Raw genomic sequence first — 17,853 nt, 5'->3', positions numbered from 1 at the left:
CATCGTGATGAGTTGAGCAACACGGGAGGCGGCTCGGATGACGGCGGACCAGGGTGGGGGCAGCAACAATGTCGAGATCGAACCTTCCGAGGGCCTCAGAATCTTCGGCGCGGTACTGAAGTCACTGCGGGAACTGGCCGGTCTGACCCAGGAAGAGTTCGCGAGGCTCGTGGGGTACTCACCTGCCTACATCGCCAAGATCGAGCAGGGCAAGCGGTTTCCGCCTTCGGAACTGCCTGAGCGGGCCGAGGAGGCTCTAGGGGCGCACGGACGCAAAGTACTCGCGGCAGCGGCACGCAGCCTGACCAGGCGTCCGGGACTGGCACACCGGTTTCAGGAGTGGGCGGGGATCGAGGAAGACGCGATCTCGTTGTACGCGTACGAATGCCGAGCCGTGCCCGGGATGCTTCAGCCGGAGGCATACATTCGGGCGTTGTTCGACTCCACTCCACCGCCATTGAGCGAGGAGCAAATCCAGCATTATGTGACAGCTCGGCTAGATCGGCAACAGCTCATCTCCACCAGGGTCAATACCGAGTTCATCTTTATCATCGAGCAGAGCGTCATCGAACGGCGGATTGGGGGCAGGAAGGTGACGACGCAAGTCATCGACCATCTCCTTGAGGTGGGCACCCGGCGCAATGTCGAGATCCAGGTCATGCCCACGGTGCGGGAAGACCACTGCGGCGTCGGCGGGCCGATGTACTTGGCCGAGACGCCTACCTGCCAGTGGCTCGGCTGTACTTGGCCGAGACGCCTACCTGCCAGTGGCTCGGCTACACGGAAGGTCAGCGGTCGAGCCACCTGCTCGCCGCACCAAAAGACGTGAGCGTGTTGGTTCAGCGTTATGGCAAGCTGCGTTCCCAGGCTTTGGATTGCCAAGCTACCGTGAAGCTGCTGGAACAGATTCGAGGAGCGCTATGAGCACCACTGATGAGCTGGCTTGGTTCAAGAGCAGCTACAGCGATAACGAGGGTGCCAACTGCCTCGAAGTAGCCATGCGTCCGGAGGCAGTCCACATCCGCGACTCCAAAGACACCCACATCCAGCCCCTCACCATCACCCCCTCCACCTGGGCCGCGTTCACCAGCCTCGCGGCTCGCAACTGAGTCGGCGCCGTACAGAAATCATCGGGCGGGTACAGGAGTTGGTCCTGTACCCGCCCCTTGCGTGGCCAACTGCTGAAGGGAACCCCCGTGCCCCAAGACATCGACCCCTCCTTCCTCGCCCTACCACTCCGCGCCCTCGCCGACGCCGCGCTCGCCCGCGCCCGCGCCCTCGGGGCCGAGCACGCCGACTTCCGGCTGGAGAAGGTGCGCAGCGCGTCGTGGCGGTTGAGGGACGCCAAGCCCGCCGGGTCGTCGGACACCACCGACCTCGGGTACGCCGTACGCGTGGTGCACGGCGGGAGTTGGGGGTTCGCGTCCGGGGTGGACCTGACCATGGACGGTGCCGCCAAGGTCGCCTCGCAGGCCGTCGCCATGGCGAAGCTGTCCGCGCAGGTCATCAAGGCGGCGGGGTCGGATGAGCGGGTCGAACTCGCCGACGAGCCCGTGCACGCGGACAAGACCTGGGTGTCCTCGTACGAGATCGACCCCTTCTCCGTACCCGACGAGGAGAAGGCCGCGCTGCTGGCGGAGTGGAGCAACCGGCTCCTCACCGCGCAGGGCGTGAGCCATGTCGACGCCTCGCTGCTCACGGTGCACGAGAACAAGTTCTACGCGGACACCGCAGGCACCGTCACGACGCAGCAACGCGTCCGGCTGCACCCGGCGTTGACCGCCGTCTCCGTGGACGACTCCAGCGGCGAGTTCGACTCGATGCGCACCCTCGCTCCGCCGGTGGGACGCGGCTGGGAGTATCTGAAGGGCACTGGCTGGGACTGGGACTCCGAACTGGAGCAGATCCCGGAGCTGTTGGCCGAGAAGATGCGCGCGCCGAGCGTGGACCCGGGGCTGTACGACCTGGTCGTGGACCCGTCCAACCTGTGGCTCACCATCCACGAATCCATCGGCCACGCAACGGAGTTGGACCGCGCCCTAGGCTACGAGGCCGCGTACGCCGGTACCTCCTTCGCCACCTTCGACCAGCTCGGCAAGCTGAAGTACGGCTCCGAGCTGATGAACGTCACCGGTGACCGTACGGCCGAGCACGGCCTCGCGACCGTCGGGTACGACGACGAGGGCGTGGCCGCGCAGTCCTGGGACCTGGTGAAGGACGGCACGCTGGTCGGGTACCAACTCGACCGCCGCATCGCCAAGTTGACCGGGTTCGAGCGGTCCAACGGGTGCGCCTTCGCGGACTCCCCCGCGCATGTGCCGGTGCAGCGCATGGCCAACGTCTCGCTGCGGCCCGATCCCGCCGGGCTGTCCACCGAAGACCTGATCGGGGGCGTGGACCGGGGCATCTATGTCGTCGGTGACCGGTCCTGGTCCATCGACATGCAGCGCTACAACTTCCAGTTCACCGGGCAGCGGTTCTTCCGGATCGAGAACGGGCGGATCACCGGTCAGCTGCGGGACGTCGCCTACCAGGCCACCACCACCGACTTCTGGGGTTCGATGGCCGCCGTGGGCGGTCCGGGGACCTATGTGCTCGGCGGTGCCTTCAACTGCGGCAAGGCCCAGCCGGGCCAGGTCGCCGCCGTCTCGCACGGCTGCCCATCTGCTCTGTTCCGGAGCGTCAATATCCTCAACACGACCCAGGAGGCCGGTCGATGAAGGTCCGCACGGAGATCGGCTGGGGGTCCGGGGGTTATCCCCCGGGAAAGCACATTCTGAACACGACTCAGGAGGCCGGTCGATGAGCCCGCGCACCAGCAAGCCGCACGAGGTCGTCGAGCGGGCCCTCGCGCTGTCCCGGGCCGACGGCTGCGTCGTCATCGCGGACGAGAACTCCACCGCCAACCTCCGCTGGGCGGGCAACGCGCTCACCACCAACGGCGTGACCCGGGGCCGTACCCTCACGGTGATCGCGACCGTGAACGGGCAGCAGGGCACCGCCTCCGGGGTCGTCTCGCGGTCCGCCGTCACCGACGAGGACCTGGAGCCGCTGGTGCGGGCCGCCGAGGCCGCCGCCCGCGCCGCCGGTCCGGCCGAGGACGCGCAGCCGCTGGTCAGCGGGGTGCCGCACTCCCCCGACTTCGCGGACGCGCCCCTGGAGACCTCCTCCGCCGTCTTCGGGGACTTCGCGCCCGCCCTCGGCGAGTCCTTCGCGCGGGCCCGCGCGGGCGGCCGTGAGCTGTACGGCTTCGCCAACCACGAGATGGTCTCCACCTACCTCGGCACCTCCACCGGGCTGCGCCTGAGGCACGACCAGCCGACCGGCACCCTGGAGCTGAACGCCAAGTCGCCCGACCGCACCCGCTCGGCCTGGGCCGGACGCTCCACGCGGGACTTCAAGGACGTCGACCCGGCGGCGCTGGACGCCGAGCTGGCCGTACGCCTGGGCTGGGCCGAGCGGCGCGTGGAGCTGCCCGCCGGGCGCTACGAGACGCTGCTGCCGCCGTCCGCCGTGGCCGACCTGCTGATCTACCAGCTGTGGTCGTCCTCGGGCCGGGACGCGGCCGAGGGGCGCACGGTGTTCTCCAAGCCGGGCGGCGGCACCCGCGTCGGCGACCGGCTCAGCGAGCTGCCGCTCACCCTGCGCAGCGACCCGAACGAGCCGGGCCTGGAGTGCGCGCCGTTCGTGGTGGCCCACTCCTCCGGCGGCGACCAGTCCGTCTTCGACAACGGGCTGCCCGTCCACCCCACCGACTGGATCGGCGAGGGCGTCCTGCGCAACCTCACCACCACCCGGCACGGCGCGGGCCTCACCGGCCTGCCCGTGGCCCCGGCGCTCGGGAACCTCATCCTGGACGGCGGCCAGGACCGCTCCCTGGACGAGATGGTCGCGGACACCGAGCGCGGGCTGCTGCTGACCTGCCTCTGGTACATCCGCGAGGTGGACCCGGCGACCCTGCTGCTGACCGGGCTGACCAGGGACGGCGTGTATCTGGTGGAGAACGGCGAGGTCACCGGGCAGGTGAACAACTTCCGGTTCAACGAGTCGCCGGTCGGGCTGCTCGGCCGGGCCTCGGAGGCCGGGCGCACCGAGCGCACGCTGCCGCGTGAGTGGAGCGACTGGTTCACCCGGGCCGCGATGCCCGCGCTGCGCGTCCCGGATTTCAATATGAGCTCTGTCAGCCAGGGCGTATAACCTCGTAGTCGGCTGTCACCCGACTGCCGACTGATCTTCAAGGAGACACGAGAACCGTGACGGACATCGTCGACGAACTGAAGTGGCGCGGGCTGATCGCCCTCTCCACCGACGAAGACGCGCTGCGCAAGGCGTTCGCGGACGGTCCCGTCACGTTCTATTGCGGCTTCGACCCGACCGCGCCCAGCCTGCACCTCGGCAACCTGGTGCAGATCCTGACCATGCGCCGCATCCAGAACGCCGGTCACCGGCCGCTGGGTCTGGTCGGGGGCGCCACCGGTCTGATCGGCGACCCGAAGCCCACGGCCGAGCGCACGCTGAACGCGCCGGAGATCGTCGCCCAGTGGGTGGAGCGGCTGCGCGGCCAGATCCAGCCGCTGCTGGACTTCGAGGGCCCGAACGCGGCCGTCATGGTCAACAACCTGGACTGGACCCAGGGCATGTCGGCCATCGAGTTCCTGCGCGACATCGGCAAGCACTTCCGGGTGAACAAGATGATCGCCAAGGAGGCCGTCTCCCGCCGCCTGAACTCGGACGCGGGCATCAGCTACACCGAGTTCAGCTACCAGATCCTCCAGGGCATGGACTTCCTGGAGCTGTACCGGCGCTACGGCTGCACGCTCCAGACCGGCGGCAGCGACCAGTGGGGCAACCTCACCTCGGGCACCGACCTGATCCACCGCGTCGAGCCGGACGCCGTGGTGCACGCCCTCGGCACCCCGCTGATCACCAAGGCGGACGGCACCAAGTTCGGCAAGACCGAGTCGGGCACGGTGTGGCTCGACGCGGAGATGACCACGCCGTACGCCTTCTACCAGTTCTGGCTGAACGCGGACGACCGTGACGTCTCCAAGTTCCTGCGCATCTTCAGCTTCAAGTCCCGCGAGGAGATCGAGGAGCTGGAGCGGCAGACCGAGGAGCGCCCGCAGGCGCGTGCCGCCCAGCGCGCGCTGGCCGAGGAGCTGACGACGCTGGTGCACGGCGCCGACCAGACGGCCGCCGTGGTCGCCGCGTCCAAGGCCCTCTTCGGCCAGGGCGAGCTGGCGGAGCTGGACGAGCGCACCCTCGCCGCCGCGCTCTCCGAGGTCCCGCACGTCCAGGTCGCCGAGCTGGGCCTGGTGACCGACCTGTTCGCCGAGGTCGGTCTCGTGGCCAGCAAGTCGGCCGCGCGCCGCACGGTGAAGGAGGGCGGTGCCTACGTGAACAACGTCAAGGTCGCCGCCGAGGACGCCGTCCCCGCCGCCGAGGACCTGCTGCACGGGCGCTGGCTGGTGCTGCGCAGGGGCAAGAAGAACCTGGCCGCGGTGGAGGTCACCGGGGCCTGAGGCCCGGTCCGCGCGCCCGAGCACGAGCCGAGGGGGTGGCCGCCCGTTGTGGTGGCCACCCCCTCGGCATGTCCGCCGGGCCTCGGACCTCGCGTCCTCAGACCTGGCGCTGCTGCTTTCTCTTGCCCAGCGTCTCCATGTACAGCCGGTCGACGATGAAGACGATGATGATCGCCGCGACCAGCTGGAAGAGGTGCCGGGTCCAGTCGATGCCCCGGGTCTCCGCGACCCCCACCGCCCGGGCCACCGCGTTGCCCACCAGGCCGCCGATCGTGCCGCAGATGACGGTCAGCCACAGCGGGCTGTGCTGTTTTCCGGGGATGATCGCCTTGGCGATGACGCCCAGCACGAATCCCACGATGATCGCCCACAGCCAGCCCATGGCCGCCTCCTCGTAACGGTCCGGCACGGGTCCGACCTGGTCCTGTCCCGTGTCCTCGGCCCCAGTCTGTGCGCGGGGCGCGGGGCGCGCACACGGGGTGCCGCCGTACGTGCCGGGGCGTCCCCCGGGTCGCCGCAGGCAGGGGGCGCCCCGGTATCGAGCCGGAGGCCGGGGCGGCGTACCGTGGGGGGTGTCCCGGGCCGGTTTCCCCGACGGGCCGGGCGCTCGTACGGGACGGGGACGAGTCCCTTGCGGTCGGATGGTGGACTGAAGATGCTCAAGCAGCGCGGCGACGGACAGGTGTTCCGGATCACCGGCGCCCGGACCGGGCTCGCCGAGGACGTACGGGGCCGGCAGCGGCGGTACGTCATCTCCATGTCGATCCGGACCGTCTCGGTGATCCTCGCGGCCTCCCTGTGGAACGTGGAGCGGTACGTCGCCATCGTGGCGCTGGTGCTCGGCGCCCTGCTGCCGTACATCGCCGTGGTCATCGCGAACGCGGGCCGGGAGCGTCCGCCGTCGCTGCCCTCGACATTTGTCGTCACCCCGTCCAAACCGATGATCGCGCCGGTCGCGGACCCCGGGTCGGCACGGTCGGAATCCGGCCCCGGCGGCGCGTCGGCCGGTCCTGCGGCGGAGGCGCACGGCGAACGGCCGGACCGCTCCTGAGCTGGGAAGACGCCCGAAAAGCGGAAGACGACTTCCCGCCAAGCTCAGGAAAAGCTCAGTTCAATCGCGCTGTTCCGGTGCCGGGTCGCGGGTGACCCGTGACATACTTCGTACGCGCTCCGCATCCCCCGTCGGAGCGACGGACCGACGCCGGGCAGCTCCCCCCGTGGCTGCTCGGCGTCGCCATGTTCAGAGCCTTTTCGCAGCCCCTTCGCTGCCCTTCCGCAGCCGTTCTTGTGAGACGAAACCGTGAGTGACACACCGATCTGCTCCGCCAAGGGCTGCCGCGTCGACGCCGTCTGGGTGCTCGCGTGGAACAACCCGAAGATCCACACGCCGGAGCGGCGGAAGACGTGGCTCGCCTGCGAGGAGCACCGCGAGCATCTGTCGCAGTTCCTCTCGGTGCGCGGGTTCCTGAAGGACGTCGTGCTGCTGACGGAGTGGGAGAAGCAGGAGTCGGCCGAAGGCTGAGCCTCAGCCGCCGATCGCCGACATCGGGCGGTCGGGCTGCACGAACGACGGGTCGTCCAGGCCCGCGCCCGCCTTCTTGCCCCACATCGCGGTGCGCCAGATGTCCGCGATCTCCTTGTCCTCGGCGTCCGAGCGCAGGGCCGCACGCAGATCGGTCTCCTCGGTGGCGAACAGACACGTGCGTATCTGTCCGTCGGCCGTGAGCCGGGTGCGGTCGCAGGCCGCGCAGAACGGGCGGGTGACCGAGGCAATGACGCCGACCCGCTGCGGGCCGCCGTCCACCAGCCAGCGCTCGGCCGGGGCGGAGCCGCGCTCGCCCGCGTTCTCGGCGGTGAGGTCGAAGCGGGTGCGCAGCGAGGCGAGGATGTCGGCCGCGGTGACCATGCCCTCGCGCTTCCAGCCGTGCTGGGCGTCGAGCGGCATCTGCTCGATGAAGCGCAGTTCGTACTCGTGCTCCAGGGCCCAGGCGAGGAGGTCGGGAGCCTCGTCGGCATTCAGGCCCGGCATCAGGACCGAGTTGACCTTGACCGGGGTGAGTCCGGCCTCGCTCGCGGCCAGCAGACCGTCCAGCACGTCCTTGTGGCGGTCGCGCCGGGTGAGGGTCTTGAAGACCTCGGGGCGCAGGGTGTCCAGGGAGACGTTGACCCGGTCGAGTCCGGCCTGCTTGAGGGCGGCGGCGGTGCGCTTGAGGCCGATGCCGTTGGTGGTGATCGACATCTGGGGGCGCGGCTCCAGGGCCGCGACGCGCTCGACGATGCCGACCAGGCCGGGACGCAGCAGCGGCTCGCCGCCGGTGAAGCGGACCTCCTCGATGCCGAGCAGGCGCACCGCGATGTCGATCAGGCGGACGATCTCGTCGTCCGTGAGCAGGTCGGTCTTGCCCAGCCACTGCAGGCCCTCTTCGGGCATGCAGTACGTGCAGCGCAGATTGCACCGGTCGGTCAGCGAGACCCGCAGGTCGGTGGCCACTCGGCCGTAGGTGTCGATGAGCACGTGGGCCCCCTCCCTCGCTTCCGGTCTGGACCGCGTGTTTCCCGGACCGCTCTTTTTCCGTCACCTGCGAGCCTACGCGAGTGTGATGACATCGACAGCCGCGAGCGGACGGGGCTGTGGAGAAACGGTCCGGCCGCGCCGTACGGGCGAGGTGCCCGCGCGGCGCGGCCGTGGTGTCGTGCGCGGTGCTCAGTGCGCCCCGGTGCCGGTCAGGGACCGGACCTCCAGCTCGGCGTACTTGCCCGCGTCCGGGACCTCCTTGGACAGCAGGGTGCCGACCGCGCCCAGCAGGAAGCCGACCGGGATCGAGATGATGCCGGGGTTCTCCAGCGGGAACCAGTGGAAGTCCACGTCGGGGAACATCGAGGTGGGCTTGCCGGAGACGACCGGCGAGAACAGCACCAGGCCGACGGCGGTGACCAGGCCGCCGTAGATCGACCACAGGGCGCCGGTGGTGGTGAACCGCTTCCAGAACAGGCTGTAGAGCAGCGTCGGCAGGTTGGCCGAGGCGGCGACCGCGAAGGCGAGCGCGACCAGTCCGGCCACGTTCAGGTCGCGGGAGAGCGCGCCGAGCACGATGGAGACGGCGCCGATGCCGACGGTGGCCCAGCGGGCCGCGCCGACCTCCTGTTTCTCGGTGGCCTGGCCCTTCTTGATGACGTTGGCGTAGATGTCGTGCGCGAAGGACGACGAGGAGGCCAGCGTCAGACCCGCGACCACCGCGAGGATGGTGGCGAAGGCGACGGCGGAGATGGTCGCGAGGAGCACGGCGCCCCAGTTGGAGTCGACCCCGCCGAGATGCAGCGCGAGCAGGGGCGCTGCCGTGTTGCCCGCCTTGTTGGAGCCGATGATCTCCCCGGGTTTGATGAGCGCGGCGGCGCCGAAGCCGAGGGCGAGGGTCATCAGGTAGAAGGCGCCGATCAGGCCGATGGCCCAGATGACGGACTTGCGGGCGGCCTTGGCGGTGGGGACCGTGTAGAAGCGGATCAGGATGTGCGGCAGGCCCGCAGTGCCGAGGACCAGGGCGATGCCGAGCGAGATGAAGTCCAGCTTGGTGGTGCCGCTGGCGCCGTACTTCAGGCCGGGTTCCAGGAAGGCCGAGCCCTTCCCGCTGGTGTCGGCGGCCTTGCCGAGCAGGTCCGAGATGTTGAAGTGGAACTTCAGCAGCACCAGGAAGGTCAGCAGCAGGGCGCCGACGATCAGCAGGACCGCCTTGACCATCTGGACCCAGGTGGTGCCCTTCATGCCGCCGATGGTGACGTAGACGATCATCAGGACGCCGACCAGGGCGACGATGCCGATCTTGCCGCCGTCGCTGGTGATGCCGAGCAGCAGCGAGACGAGGACGCCCGCGCCCGCCATCTGCGCGAGCAGGTAGAAGATCGAGACGACGATGGTGGAGACGCCCGCCGCCGTGCGGACCGGGCGCTGGCGCATCCGGTAGGCGAGCACGTCGCCCATCGTGTAGCGGCCTGAGTTGCGCAGCGGTTCGGCGACCAGGAGCAGCGCGACCAGCCAGGCGACCAGGAAGCCGACGGAGTAGAGGAAGCCGTCGTAGCCGAAGAGGGCGATGGCGCCCGCGATGCCGAGGAAGGACGCGGCGGACATGTAGTCGCCGGAGACGGCGAGGCCGTTCTGGAAGCCGGTGAACTGGCGCCCGCCCGCGTAGAAGTCGGCGGCGCTCTTGGTCTGGCGGCCCGCCCACACGGTGATGACGAGGGTCGCGACGACGAACACCGCGAACAGGCTGATGATCAGCGGCCGGTGCTCGCTGGCCTCCCCGGCCGCGAGCAGGGTGTGCTGGGCCGCGATCGTGTGCGGTGCGGGGCTCATGCGCCGCCCTCCATCCGGGACTTGATGGCCTCGGCCCTGGGGTCGAGCTTGGCGGCGGCATGGCGCGCGTACCACCAGGCGATGAGGAACGTGGTCAGGAACTGGGCCAGGCCCAGGACGAGCGCCACGTTGACGTTGCCCGCGACCTTGGTGCCCATGAAGCCCTCCGCGTAGCAGGAGAGCAGGACGTAGAGCAGGTACCAGGCGACGAAGGCGATCGTCAGGGGGAACGCGAACGAGCGGTGTGCGCGGCGCAGTTCACCGAACTCCGCGCTCTGCTGTGCCTCGGTGAACTCCTCGGTGGAGGGAAGGTGTGGTTGGGGCTTCGCGGGGGGCGGTGTCTCGGTGGCCACTCAAGTCTCCTCGCGTCCGGGCGTGCGCTTGCCGACCTCATGGGACGTGATCACGTTACCCGGAGTCAATACCCGGCTCCGCAACGTGATTCCGCCAGGGGAACGTGATCCGCACGGACCCCTCTCAGGGGGCACGGCGGACCAGCCGGGGCGGTTCAACTCCCGTTCGCCCTTTCGGACATCGCGTCGACAGGGATAGTTTCAGTCTGCCCACCCGTCATGTACCTGCCCGGTGGACTCGTGTGCCCCGGGCGGTCTTTCATCCGGATGATGTGGAGTTTTCATGGCTCATCTGCGCTCCCGGCGCCGTTTCGCGCCGGCCGTGCCGCTCGTGCTGTCCCTGACCGCCTCGCTCGGCTTCCTGCCGGGCACGGCCTCGGCAGCCGCGCCCGCGGCCCCGGCCGGTCAGGCGTCGGACGCCTCCGCCCGCACGTACGACGGCCCCGAGCTGTCGTACGTCGTCAACACCTCGGCGGACCGTCGCACGATCGAGTCGGTACGGCGCGCGATAGGACGCAACGGCGGCACGGTCGTCACGAGTTACGACCGGATAGGCGTGATCGTCGTCCACTCCGCGAACCCGGACTTCGCCAAGGCGATCCGCCGTGTGCACGGCGTCGACTCGGCCGGTGCCACCCGCAACGCCCCGCTGCCCGCGCAGTCGACCACCGACCTCGGCACGCCGAAGGCGCTGAGCGCGGCGCAGCTGGCCGACGCGAAGAAGTCCGCCGCGCAGGGCGAGGACCCGCTCGAACCGCTCCAGTGGGACCTGCCCGCCATCAAGGCCGACAAGGCGCACGAGAAGACGCTCGGCAGCCGCAAGGTCACCGTCGCCGTCATCGACACCGGTGTGGACGACACCCACCCGGACATCGCGCCCAACTTCGACCGCTCCGCCTCCGTCAACTGCGTCTCCGGCAAGCCGGACACCGCGGACGGCGCCTGGCGGCCAGGCACCGGGGAGAGCCCGCACGGCACGCATGTCGCCGGTGAGATCGCGGGCGCCAAGAACGGCGTCGGCATCACGGGCGTGGCCCCCGGCGTGAAGGTCGCGGGCATCAAGGTCTCCAACCCGGACGGCTACTTCTACACCGAGGCCGTGGTCTGCGGCTTCGTCTGGGCCGCCGAGCACCACGTGGACGTGACCAACAACAGCTATTACACCGACCCCTGGTACTTCAACTGCGCCAACGACCCCGACCAGAAGGCCCTGGTCACCGCCGTCGAGCGGGCCTCGCGGTACGCCGAGCGCAAGGGCACGGTCAACGTCGCGGCGGCGGGCAACGAGAGCTACGACCTCGCCGCCGACTCGATCACCGACCCGGTCTCCCCGAACGACGGCACCGCCTCGGACCGGACGATCGACCCGCGCAAGTGCTTCGACATCCCGACCCAGCTCCCGGGCGTGGTCACCGTCGCCTCCACCGGCGCCAAGGGCCTGAAGTCGTCCTTCTCCAACTACGGTCTCGGCGTCATCGACATCGCCGCGCCCGGCGGCGACTCCACCGCCTACCAGACCCCCGCTCCCCCGGCCACCAGCGGCCTCATCCTCGGCCCGCTGCCCGGCAACACCTGGGGCTACATGGCCGGTACCTCGATGGCGACCCCGCACGTCGTCGGCGTCGCCGCCCTGATCAAGTCGACCCACCCGCACGCCACCCCGGCCCAGGTCAAGGCCCTCCTCTACGCCCAGGCCACGCCCACCGCCTGCACCGACCCGTACGACATCGACGGCGACGGCAAGGTGGACGCGGTCTGCGAGGGCACGAAGAACCGGAACGGGTTCTACGGCCACGGCATCGCGGACGCGCTGAAGGCTGTGACGCGCTAGGCGCTGCCGCTTCGACAGCGAGACCGAACGCGGCCTGGTGGGCGACGGCGAGCACGCCGGTGCGCCCGCCAGGCCGCGCCGCTCCGCCGGGCCGGTCTATGGTGATCTCCGCCGAAGGGCCTAACAGGGCCGCGCACGGGGGGACTTCGCCACGTCTGAGAGCCGGAACACCCACGCCGTCGTCCGGTTCCGGGCGGGACGGTGGCTCGTCGCCCTCGTCAAGGCATCCGCCGTCACGGGGCTCGCCTGCTATCTGCTCGGCTGCCTCCAGGTCGTCCTGACCGTCCCGGCCCACGCCTGCCCCGACCAGCTCGAACTGCGCCCGCCGGTCCATCTCGTCCGCTACGACAGCGGCTTCCTGCCGCCCCGGGTGACCTGTCACTGGGACGACGGGGCGCAGCAGGACTTCGTGAGCGGCTGGATCACTCCGCTCGTCCTCACCTGCGCGGTCGTCCTGGCGGTCTGCCTGGTGACGGGGCTGGTCCTCTTCTGCCGCCGCCACCGGGCCGGGCGTACCGGCTGAGCCGCCCGACCCGCTCGGCGCGACAGGTGGGCGCCTCCTTGTCGGGGTGGGGTGGCTGATGCATAGTGCAGCGGTGACCGATCCGATGATCAAGTCTGCTTGGGCCGCGCTGGGTGGCGATGCCGAACTGCCCGCGCGGCTGGTCTCCGTCGAGCGCCCGGCGGCGCTGATCTCCCGGCTTCCGGTGCAGCGGCTGGCACGTGCCTGTGTGGGGGTGTGCGCACTGGCCGCCGCCGAGCTGGGGGCGGTGCGGGCCGGGCTCGGGGCGGTGCCGCGTGCCGTGGTGGACGACGGGGCGGTCGTGACCGCGTTCCACAGTGAGCGGGTGCTGCGGATCGACGGGCGGGCGCCGGTCACCTTCGCGCCGTTGTCGCGCTGGTGGCGGGCGGGGTACGGCTGGGTGCGCACCCATGCCAACTATCCGCATCACCGGCTCCGGCTCCTCGGGGCGCTCGGCCTGCCCGACGGGGCCGGACCCGAGGACATCGAGCCGCTGATGCTGGAGCGTTCCGCCCTGGAGATCGAGGAGGCGGTGTACGCCGCCGGGGGTCTCGCGGTGGCGCTGCGCACCCCGGGGCAGTGGGCGGCGCATCCGCAGGGCGCCGAGGTGGCGCTGCGCCCGCTGGTGGAGCGCGCCCCGATCGGCGCGGCCTCGGCGCGTGAACTCCCGCCCCTGGACGGCGAGTCGACGCCGCTGCTGCCCGCCGCCGGACTGCGCGTCCTGGACCTCACCCGGGTCCTCGCCGGGCCTGTCGCGACCCGTACCCTCGCGCTGCTCGGCGCCGACGTGCTGCGCGTGGACGGGCCCGAGCTGCCCGAACTGCCCGACCAGCACGCGGACACGGGGTTCGGGAAGCGGTCGACCACTCTGGAACTCACCGCCGACACCACGGTGTTGGAGGAGCTGCTGGCCTCGGCCGACGTGGTCGTCACCGGCTACCGCCCCGGCGCCCTGGACCGCTTCGGTCTCTCCCCCGAGGCGCTGGCCGAGCGCCACCCCGGCCTGATCGTCGCGCAGATCTCGGCGTGGGGCGCGTACGGGCCCTGGGGCGAGCGGCGCGGCTTCGACAGCCTCGTCCAGGTGACGACCGGCATCGCGGCCACCGAGGGCTCGACCATGGAGCCCGGCGCGCTGCCCGCACAGGCGCTGGACCACGGCTCCGGCTATCTGATGGCGGCGGGCATCCTGCGCGCCCTCGGCGAACGCTCCCGCGACGGCCAGGGGCGCCTGGTGCGCCTCGCCCTCGCCCGCACCGCCCACTGGCTGACCCACGAGGCCGGACCCGACCCGTCCCCGGGCGGCCCGAAGTACGACCAGGACGCCTGGCTGGCCGAACGGGACAGTCCCCTCGGGCGGTTGAGGTACGCACGACCCGCCGTGTCGTTCACGGGCGGCCCGACCGACTGGGCCGCTCCGCCGGTTCCGTGGGGGTCGAGCGCGGCCACTTGGAGCTAGGGCCCCTCAACCGGCCTTCGCATAGGCGCACTTGTCCGGCGAACGCCCTATTGGCCAGTATCGTCGCGTGAGTTCTCCGCGTGCCGCCTCCGTCAGCTCTCCGGACGTACGGTCCGGTGTCCGGCGGGGCGTGGCGGTGCTGGTCCTGGCTCTGCTCGCCGCGCTCATCCCGCTGCTGGGCCCGAGTGCCGCGCTGCACGGCACCGGAGAAGCTGCGGCGCCCGGTGCGGGGGGTACGGCGCTGCTGCGCGGGGTGCTGTTCGTCGCGCTGAGCGTGTCGCTGGGTGAGCTGTTCGCGGGGCGGCTGGCGGCCGGGCTGCCCGGTGAACGTCCGCGCTCCTGGGCGCCGTTGGCCAACACGGTGGGGTGTCTCGCCGCGCTGGCCCTCGCCTCCGTCGTCGCCACCGGCAACCTCGTCCCGCGCGGCCTCGGCCAGATCGACCTCGGCGGTCTCTACGCCTCCCGCGACGGCAGGCTGGCCCTGCTGGAGGTCAACGCCTTTCTGCTGGCCGCGTTCTGCGCCCGTTCACGGCGTCCCGGGCTCCAACTGTGGCCGCTTACATCGGTGTTGGTCGCGGAGGCGCTGCGCGCGCACCCGGCCGCCGAGCACGGGCCGCTCACCGGATCACTGCTGACGCTCACGCATCTGACCTGTGCGGCACTGTGGGCGGGCGGACTGCCGTACACCCTGCGGACGTTGCGGGTCTGGCGGGGCTGTGCGGAGGGCGCCGCGCTGCTCGGGCGGTACGCGCGCGGGGCCGCCGTGCTGCTCGCCGTCCTCACCGCGACCGGCGTGTGGAGCACCCTGCGCCGGATGCCGCCGGGCACGGTCCTGGACCAGCTGACGACGACGGCGTACGGCCGCACCCTGCTCGCCAAGGTGCTGCTCGTCGCCGTCGTCGCCGTGCTCGCGCTGTGGGCGCGGGTGCGGCTGGGCCGGAGCGGTGACCCGCTCGCCGCCGCCGTGCCCGCGTGGGCCGAGGTGGCCGTGCTGGGCGCGGTGGTGGCGGTCTCGGGGCTGCTCACGGCGCTGCCGCTGCCGATCCGCTGGTCCTGACCGTCCCGACCGGCCGCGCCCGCACGGGAGTTCAGCCGCCGGTTCAGCCGTTGGTGACGAGCACCTTCAGGGCCGTGCGCTCGTCCATCGCCTTGTAGCCGTCCGGGACGCCCTCGATGTCCACGGTCATGTCGAAGACCGGGGAGGGGTCGATCGTGCCGTCGAGCACGTCGGGCAGCAGGTCGGGGAGGTAGGCGCGGACCGGGGCGACACCGCCGCGCAGGGCGATGTTCCGGTCGAACATGACGCTGAGGTCGAGCCCGGTGCCGCTGCCGTGGGGCACGCCGACGTAGCCGATGGAGCCGCCGTCGCGGGTGATGTGGACGGCCGTGCTCATGGACTGCTCGGTGCCGACGGCCTCGATCACGCAGTGCGCGCCCTGGCCCCGGGTCAGCTCGCGGACGGCGGCGACGGCCTCCTCGCCGCGCGCGGCGACCACGTCGGTGGCGCCGAAGCGGCGGGCGATCTCCGTGCGGACCTCGTGCCGCCCGAGCGCGATGATCCGCTCGGCGCCGAGCCGCTTGGCGGCGAGCACGGCGCACAGGCCGACCGCGCCGTCACCGACGACGGCGACCGTGGAGCCGGGGCGCACGCCCGCGCCGAGGGCGGCGTGGTGGCCGGTGCCGAGGACGTCGGACAGGGTGAGCAGGGAGGTCAGCAGGTGGTCGTCGGCCGCCGCCTCCTGGGGCAGCTTGACGAGGGTGCCGTCGGCGAACGGCACGCGCACGGCCTCGCCCTGGCCGCCGTCGTAGCCGACGGAGCCCCAGAAGCCGCCGTGCACACAGGAGGTGGTCAGGCCCTCGCGGCAGTACTCGCAGGTGCCGTCGGACCACATGAACGGGGCGACCACGAGGTCCCCGCGCCGCAGCGTGCCCACCTCGGAGCCGGTCTCCTCGACGACGCCCAGGAACTCGTGCCCGATGCGCTGGCCGGGCTGCCGGGCGGCCTCGCCGCGATAAGCCCACAGGTCGCTGCCGCAGATGCAGGCGCGCAGCACCCGTACGACGGCGTCGGTGGGCAGCTGCACCACCGGCTCGGGCACGTCCTCCACGCGCATGTCGAAGGGGGCGTGGATGGTGGTGGCGCGCATGGTGCGGGTCTTTCTGGTGCGAGGGGGCTCGGCGGTGGTCGAGCGCGTCTCACGGTACGCCGTGCCGGGGGCGTGCCGCGCGCTCAGGGAGCGCCGGACCAGGGGAAAGAGCGGGGCGGCCGGAACTCCGTACCCGCTGGGCGGGGTTCGGGAGGCGCCCCGGCCCACGGCGCGAACAGGCGCTCGCCCGGGGCCGTACAGGCATACGGGCCAGGGCCGTACAGGCATACGACGGCCGACCCGGCGGGGCGTGGTCTTCGCCCCTGGGGGCCCTCGGTGTCGGTGGTGGCCCGTATCCTCAGTGACCATGCTCGAAGACCGTGCGACCGCTGTGTCCTCCTCCACCCCGTGGCCGGCCGTGTATCCGAAGGGATACGCGGTCGTCGACGTGGAGACCACCGGCCTGGCCCGCGACGACCGCATCATCTCGGCCGCCGTCTACCGCCTGGACGCGCGCGGCGAGGTCGAGGACCACTGGTACACGCTGGTCAACCCCGAGCGCGATCCGGGCCCGGTGTGGATACACGGGCTGACGAGCGACGTCCTCGAAGGGGCCCCGCTCTTCGCGGAGGTGGCGGAGGAGTTCGCGGCGCGGCTCGCGGACCGGGTGCTGGTCGCGCACAACGCGGTCTTCGACTGGCAGATGATCGCGCGGGAGTACGCGCGCGCCCGCCGGGAGCCCCCGGTGCGGCAGCGGCTGTGCACCATCGCGCTCTCCAAGGAGCTGGGCCTGCCGCTGCCCAACTTCAAGCTGGAGTCCCTTGCGGCGCACTTCGGCGTCGTGCAGCAGCGCGCGCACCACGCCCTGGACGACGCGCGGGTGCTGGCCGAAGCGTTCCAGCCGAGCCTGCGCGCGGCGGCGGCGGGGAACGTACGGCTGCCGCTGCTGGAGTGCCGTCCGCTCACCGAGTGGTCGGACGCGCCCCGCATCGGCCGTCAGGGCGGGGGCGGTTACGGCGGCTCGGCGAGCTGGCGTCCCGCGCGCAAGCGGCCCGCGTGCCCGTACCCCAACCCCGGACGGTACGAACCGGGTAAACGCCTCAAGCAGGGCATGCGGGTGGCGTTCTCCGGCGACACCTCCACCGAGCGCGACCTGCTGGAGGACCGGGCGACCGAGGCCGGGCTGCACGTGGCGACGAGCCTGTCCCGGCTGACCAGCCTGCTGGTCACCAACGACCCCGACTCGGGCACCTCCAAGACGGCCAAGGCCCGCCAGTTCGGCACGCCGGTGGTGGACGAGGCGGCGTTCGGGCAGCTGCTGCGGGACGTGGAGCCCGCCGACGGGCAGTCGTAGCGGGCACGGACAGCACCGGTGCGGGTGTGCGGACCGGTGGGCAGGCCAGGCGACCGGGCGGACGGGTGATTCGCCGCGACTCGCCCCCGCCCCCGCTCGCCCGGCACCCCGGGACGGCTCACCCTGAGCCGCATGGCGAGATGCGAAGTATGCGGCAATGACTACGGAATGACCTTCGAGGTCCACGCGCAGGGCGCGGTGCACGTCTTCGACTGCTTCTCCTGTGCCATCCACCGCATGGCCCCGATCTGCGAGCACTGCCGGGTGCAGATCATCGGACAGGGCGTGGAGGTGGAGGGCCACTGGTACTGCGGCGCCCACTGCGCGCGGGCCGAGGGCAGGACGGGGGTGGTCGACCGGGTGTGACCTGGTGCCCGGG

The 17,853-nt window shown here is 71.3% G+C and carries 18 protein-coding genes; 13 read left to right on the top strand and 5 right to left on the bottom strand.

The window, feature by feature from the left end; translation table 11 throughout:
- Positions 1-37: 37 nt before the first annotated feature.
- From B079_RS31675 to tyrS, 5 genes are all read left to right on the top strand, one after another.
- A complete protein-coding gene (locus tag B079_RS31675) occupies positions 38-829 on the top strand; it encodes a helix-turn-helix domain-containing protein (protein ID WP_420705763.1) in 792 nt (263 codons plus the stop codon).
- A 91-nt stretch (positions 830-920) separates the two neighbouring features.
- Complete coding sequence (locus B079_RS0111075; RefSeq protein WP_018545869.1) at positions 921-1,109, top strand: DUF397 domain-containing protein; 189 nt, start codon at positions 921-923, stop codon at positions 1,107-1,109.
- Positions 1,110-1,196: 87 nt separating this feature from the next.
- Positions 1,197-2,720, top strand: a complete 1,524-nt coding sequence (locus tag B079_RS0111070; RefSeq protein ID WP_018545868.1) for a TldD/PmbA family protein — start codon at positions 1,197-1,199, stop codon at positions 2,718-2,720.
- Positions 2,721-2,802: 82 nt separating this feature from the next.
- Positions 2,803-4,197, top strand: coding sequence for a metallopeptidase TldD-related protein (locus tag B079_RS0111065; RefSeq protein WP_018545867.1), 1,395 nt, complete (start codon positions 2,803-2,805; stop codon positions 4,195-4,197).
- Positions 4,198-4,253: 56 nt separating this feature from the next.
- Complete coding sequence (gene tyrS / locus B079_RS0111060; protein ID WP_018545866.1) at positions 4,254-5,522, top strand: tyrosine--tRNA ligase; 1,269 nt, start codon at positions 4,254-4,256, stop codon at positions 5,520-5,522.
- A gap of 97 nt (positions 5,523-5,619) precedes the next feature.
- On the opposite strand, the gene B079_RS0111055 is transcribed toward tyrS, so the two are convergent.
- On the bottom strand, positions 5,620-5,904 hold the full coding sequence (locus B079_RS0111055; RefSeq protein WP_026248574.1) for a GlsB/YeaQ/YmgE family stress response membrane protein: 285 nt from the start codon (positions 5,902-5,904) through the stop codon (positions 5,620-5,622).
- Between the two features lie 273 nt (positions 5,905-6,177).
- Between B079_RS0111055 and B079_RS0111050 the strand changes: the two genes are divergently transcribed.
- Both B079_RS0111050 and B079_RS0111045 read left to right on the top strand, forming a co-directional pair.
- A complete protein-coding gene (locus B079_RS0111050; protein WP_018545864.1) occupies positions 6,178-6,573 on the top strand; it encodes a DUF3099 domain-containing protein in 396 nt (131 codons plus the stop codon).
- 249 nt (positions 6,574-6,822) lie between these two features.
- A complete protein-coding gene (locus B079_RS0111045; protein ID WP_018545863.1) occupies positions 6,823-7,044 on the top strand; it encodes a hypothetical protein in 222 nt (73 codons plus the stop codon).
- Between the two features lie 3 nt (positions 7,045-7,047).
- Here the strand turns inward: B079_RS0111045 and moaA are convergent, their stop codons facing one another.
- The 3 genes from moaA to B079_RS0111030 form a co-directional block, all read right to left on the bottom strand.
- Entirely contained in the window at positions 7,048-8,037 is a 990-nt protein-coding gene (gene moaA / locus B079_RS0111040) for a GTP 3',8-cyclase MoaA (RefSeq protein WP_018545862.1), read from the bottom strand.
- 189 nt (positions 8,038-8,226) lie between these two features.
- Positions 8,227-9,870: a cation acetate symporter gene (locus B079_RS0111035; RefSeq protein ID WP_018545861.1), complete on the bottom strand. Its 1,644-nt coding sequence runs from the start codon at positions 9,868-9,870 to the stop codon at positions 8,227-8,229.
- Complete coding sequence (locus tag B079_RS0111030; protein ID WP_018545860.1) at positions 9,867-10,223, bottom strand: DUF485 domain-containing protein; 357 nt, start codon at positions 10,221-10,223, stop codon at positions 9,867-9,869. The genes B079_RS0111035 and B079_RS0111030 overlap by 4 nt, the downstream gene beginning before the upstream one ends.
- Positions 10,224-10,506: 283 nt before the next feature.
- Here B079_RS0111030 and B079_RS0111025 point away from each other — a divergent pair, with 283 nt between their 5' ends.
- The 4 genes from B079_RS0111025 to B079_RS0111010 all read left to right on the top strand — a co-directional run bounded on the left by B079_RS0111025 (position 10,507) and on the right by B079_RS0111010 (position 15,090).
- Positions 10,507-12,054 (top strand): S8 family peptidase, encoded by a 1,548-nt coding sequence (locus tag B079_RS0111025; protein ID WP_018545859.1) that lies wholly within the window; start codon positions 10,507-10,509, stop codon positions 12,052-12,054.
- A gap of 370 nt (positions 12,055-12,424) precedes the next feature.
- Positions 12,425-12,577, top strand: a complete 153-nt coding sequence (locus B079_RS35495; RefSeq protein ID WP_018545858.1) for a hypothetical protein — start codon at positions 12,425-12,427, stop codon at positions 12,575-12,577.
- 85 nt (positions 12,578-12,662) lie between these two features.
- Entirely contained in the window at positions 12,663-14,033 is a 1,371-nt protein-coding gene (locus B079_RS0111015) for a CoA transferase (protein ID WP_018545857.1), read from the top strand.
- 67 nt (positions 14,034-14,100) lie between these two features.
- Positions 14,101-15,090 carry a CopD family protein gene (locus B079_RS0111010; protein ID WP_037801372.1) on the top strand — a complete coding sequence of 330 codons (990 nt, stop codon included), beginning with the start codon at positions 14,101-14,103 and terminating at the stop codon, positions 15,088-15,090.
- Between the two features lie 43 nt (positions 15,091-15,133).
- On the opposite strand, the gene B079_RS0111005 is transcribed toward B079_RS0111010, so the two are convergent.
- Positions 15,134-16,180: a zinc-dependent alcohol dehydrogenase family protein gene (locus tag B079_RS0111005; RefSeq protein ID WP_018545855.1), complete on the bottom strand. Its 1,047-nt coding sequence runs from the start codon at positions 16,178-16,180 to the stop codon at positions 15,134-15,136.
- A gap of 307 nt (positions 16,181-16,487) precedes the next feature.
- On the opposite strand from B079_RS0111005, the gene B079_RS0111000 reads away from it, so the two are divergent.
- Positions 16,488-17,474, top strand: coding sequence for a DEDDh family exonuclease (locus B079_RS0111000; protein WP_026248572.1), 987 nt, complete (start codon positions 16,488-16,490; stop codon positions 17,472-17,474).
- Between the two features lie 132 nt (positions 17,475-17,606).
- Positions 17,607-17,840 (top strand): hypothetical protein, encoded by a 234-nt coding sequence (locus B079_RS0110995; protein WP_020939201.1) that lies wholly within the window; start codon positions 17,607-17,609, stop codon positions 17,838-17,840.
- Positions 17,841-17,853: the final 13 nt, after the last annotated feature.

It is taken from the genome of Streptomyces sp. LaPpAH-108, from assembly GCF_000373625.1.
Taxonomy (GTDB): domain Bacteria; phylum Actinomycetota; class Actinomycetes; order Streptomycetales; family Streptomycetaceae; genus Streptomyces.
This window is presented reverse-complemented; position numbering and strand designations above follow the sequence as displayed.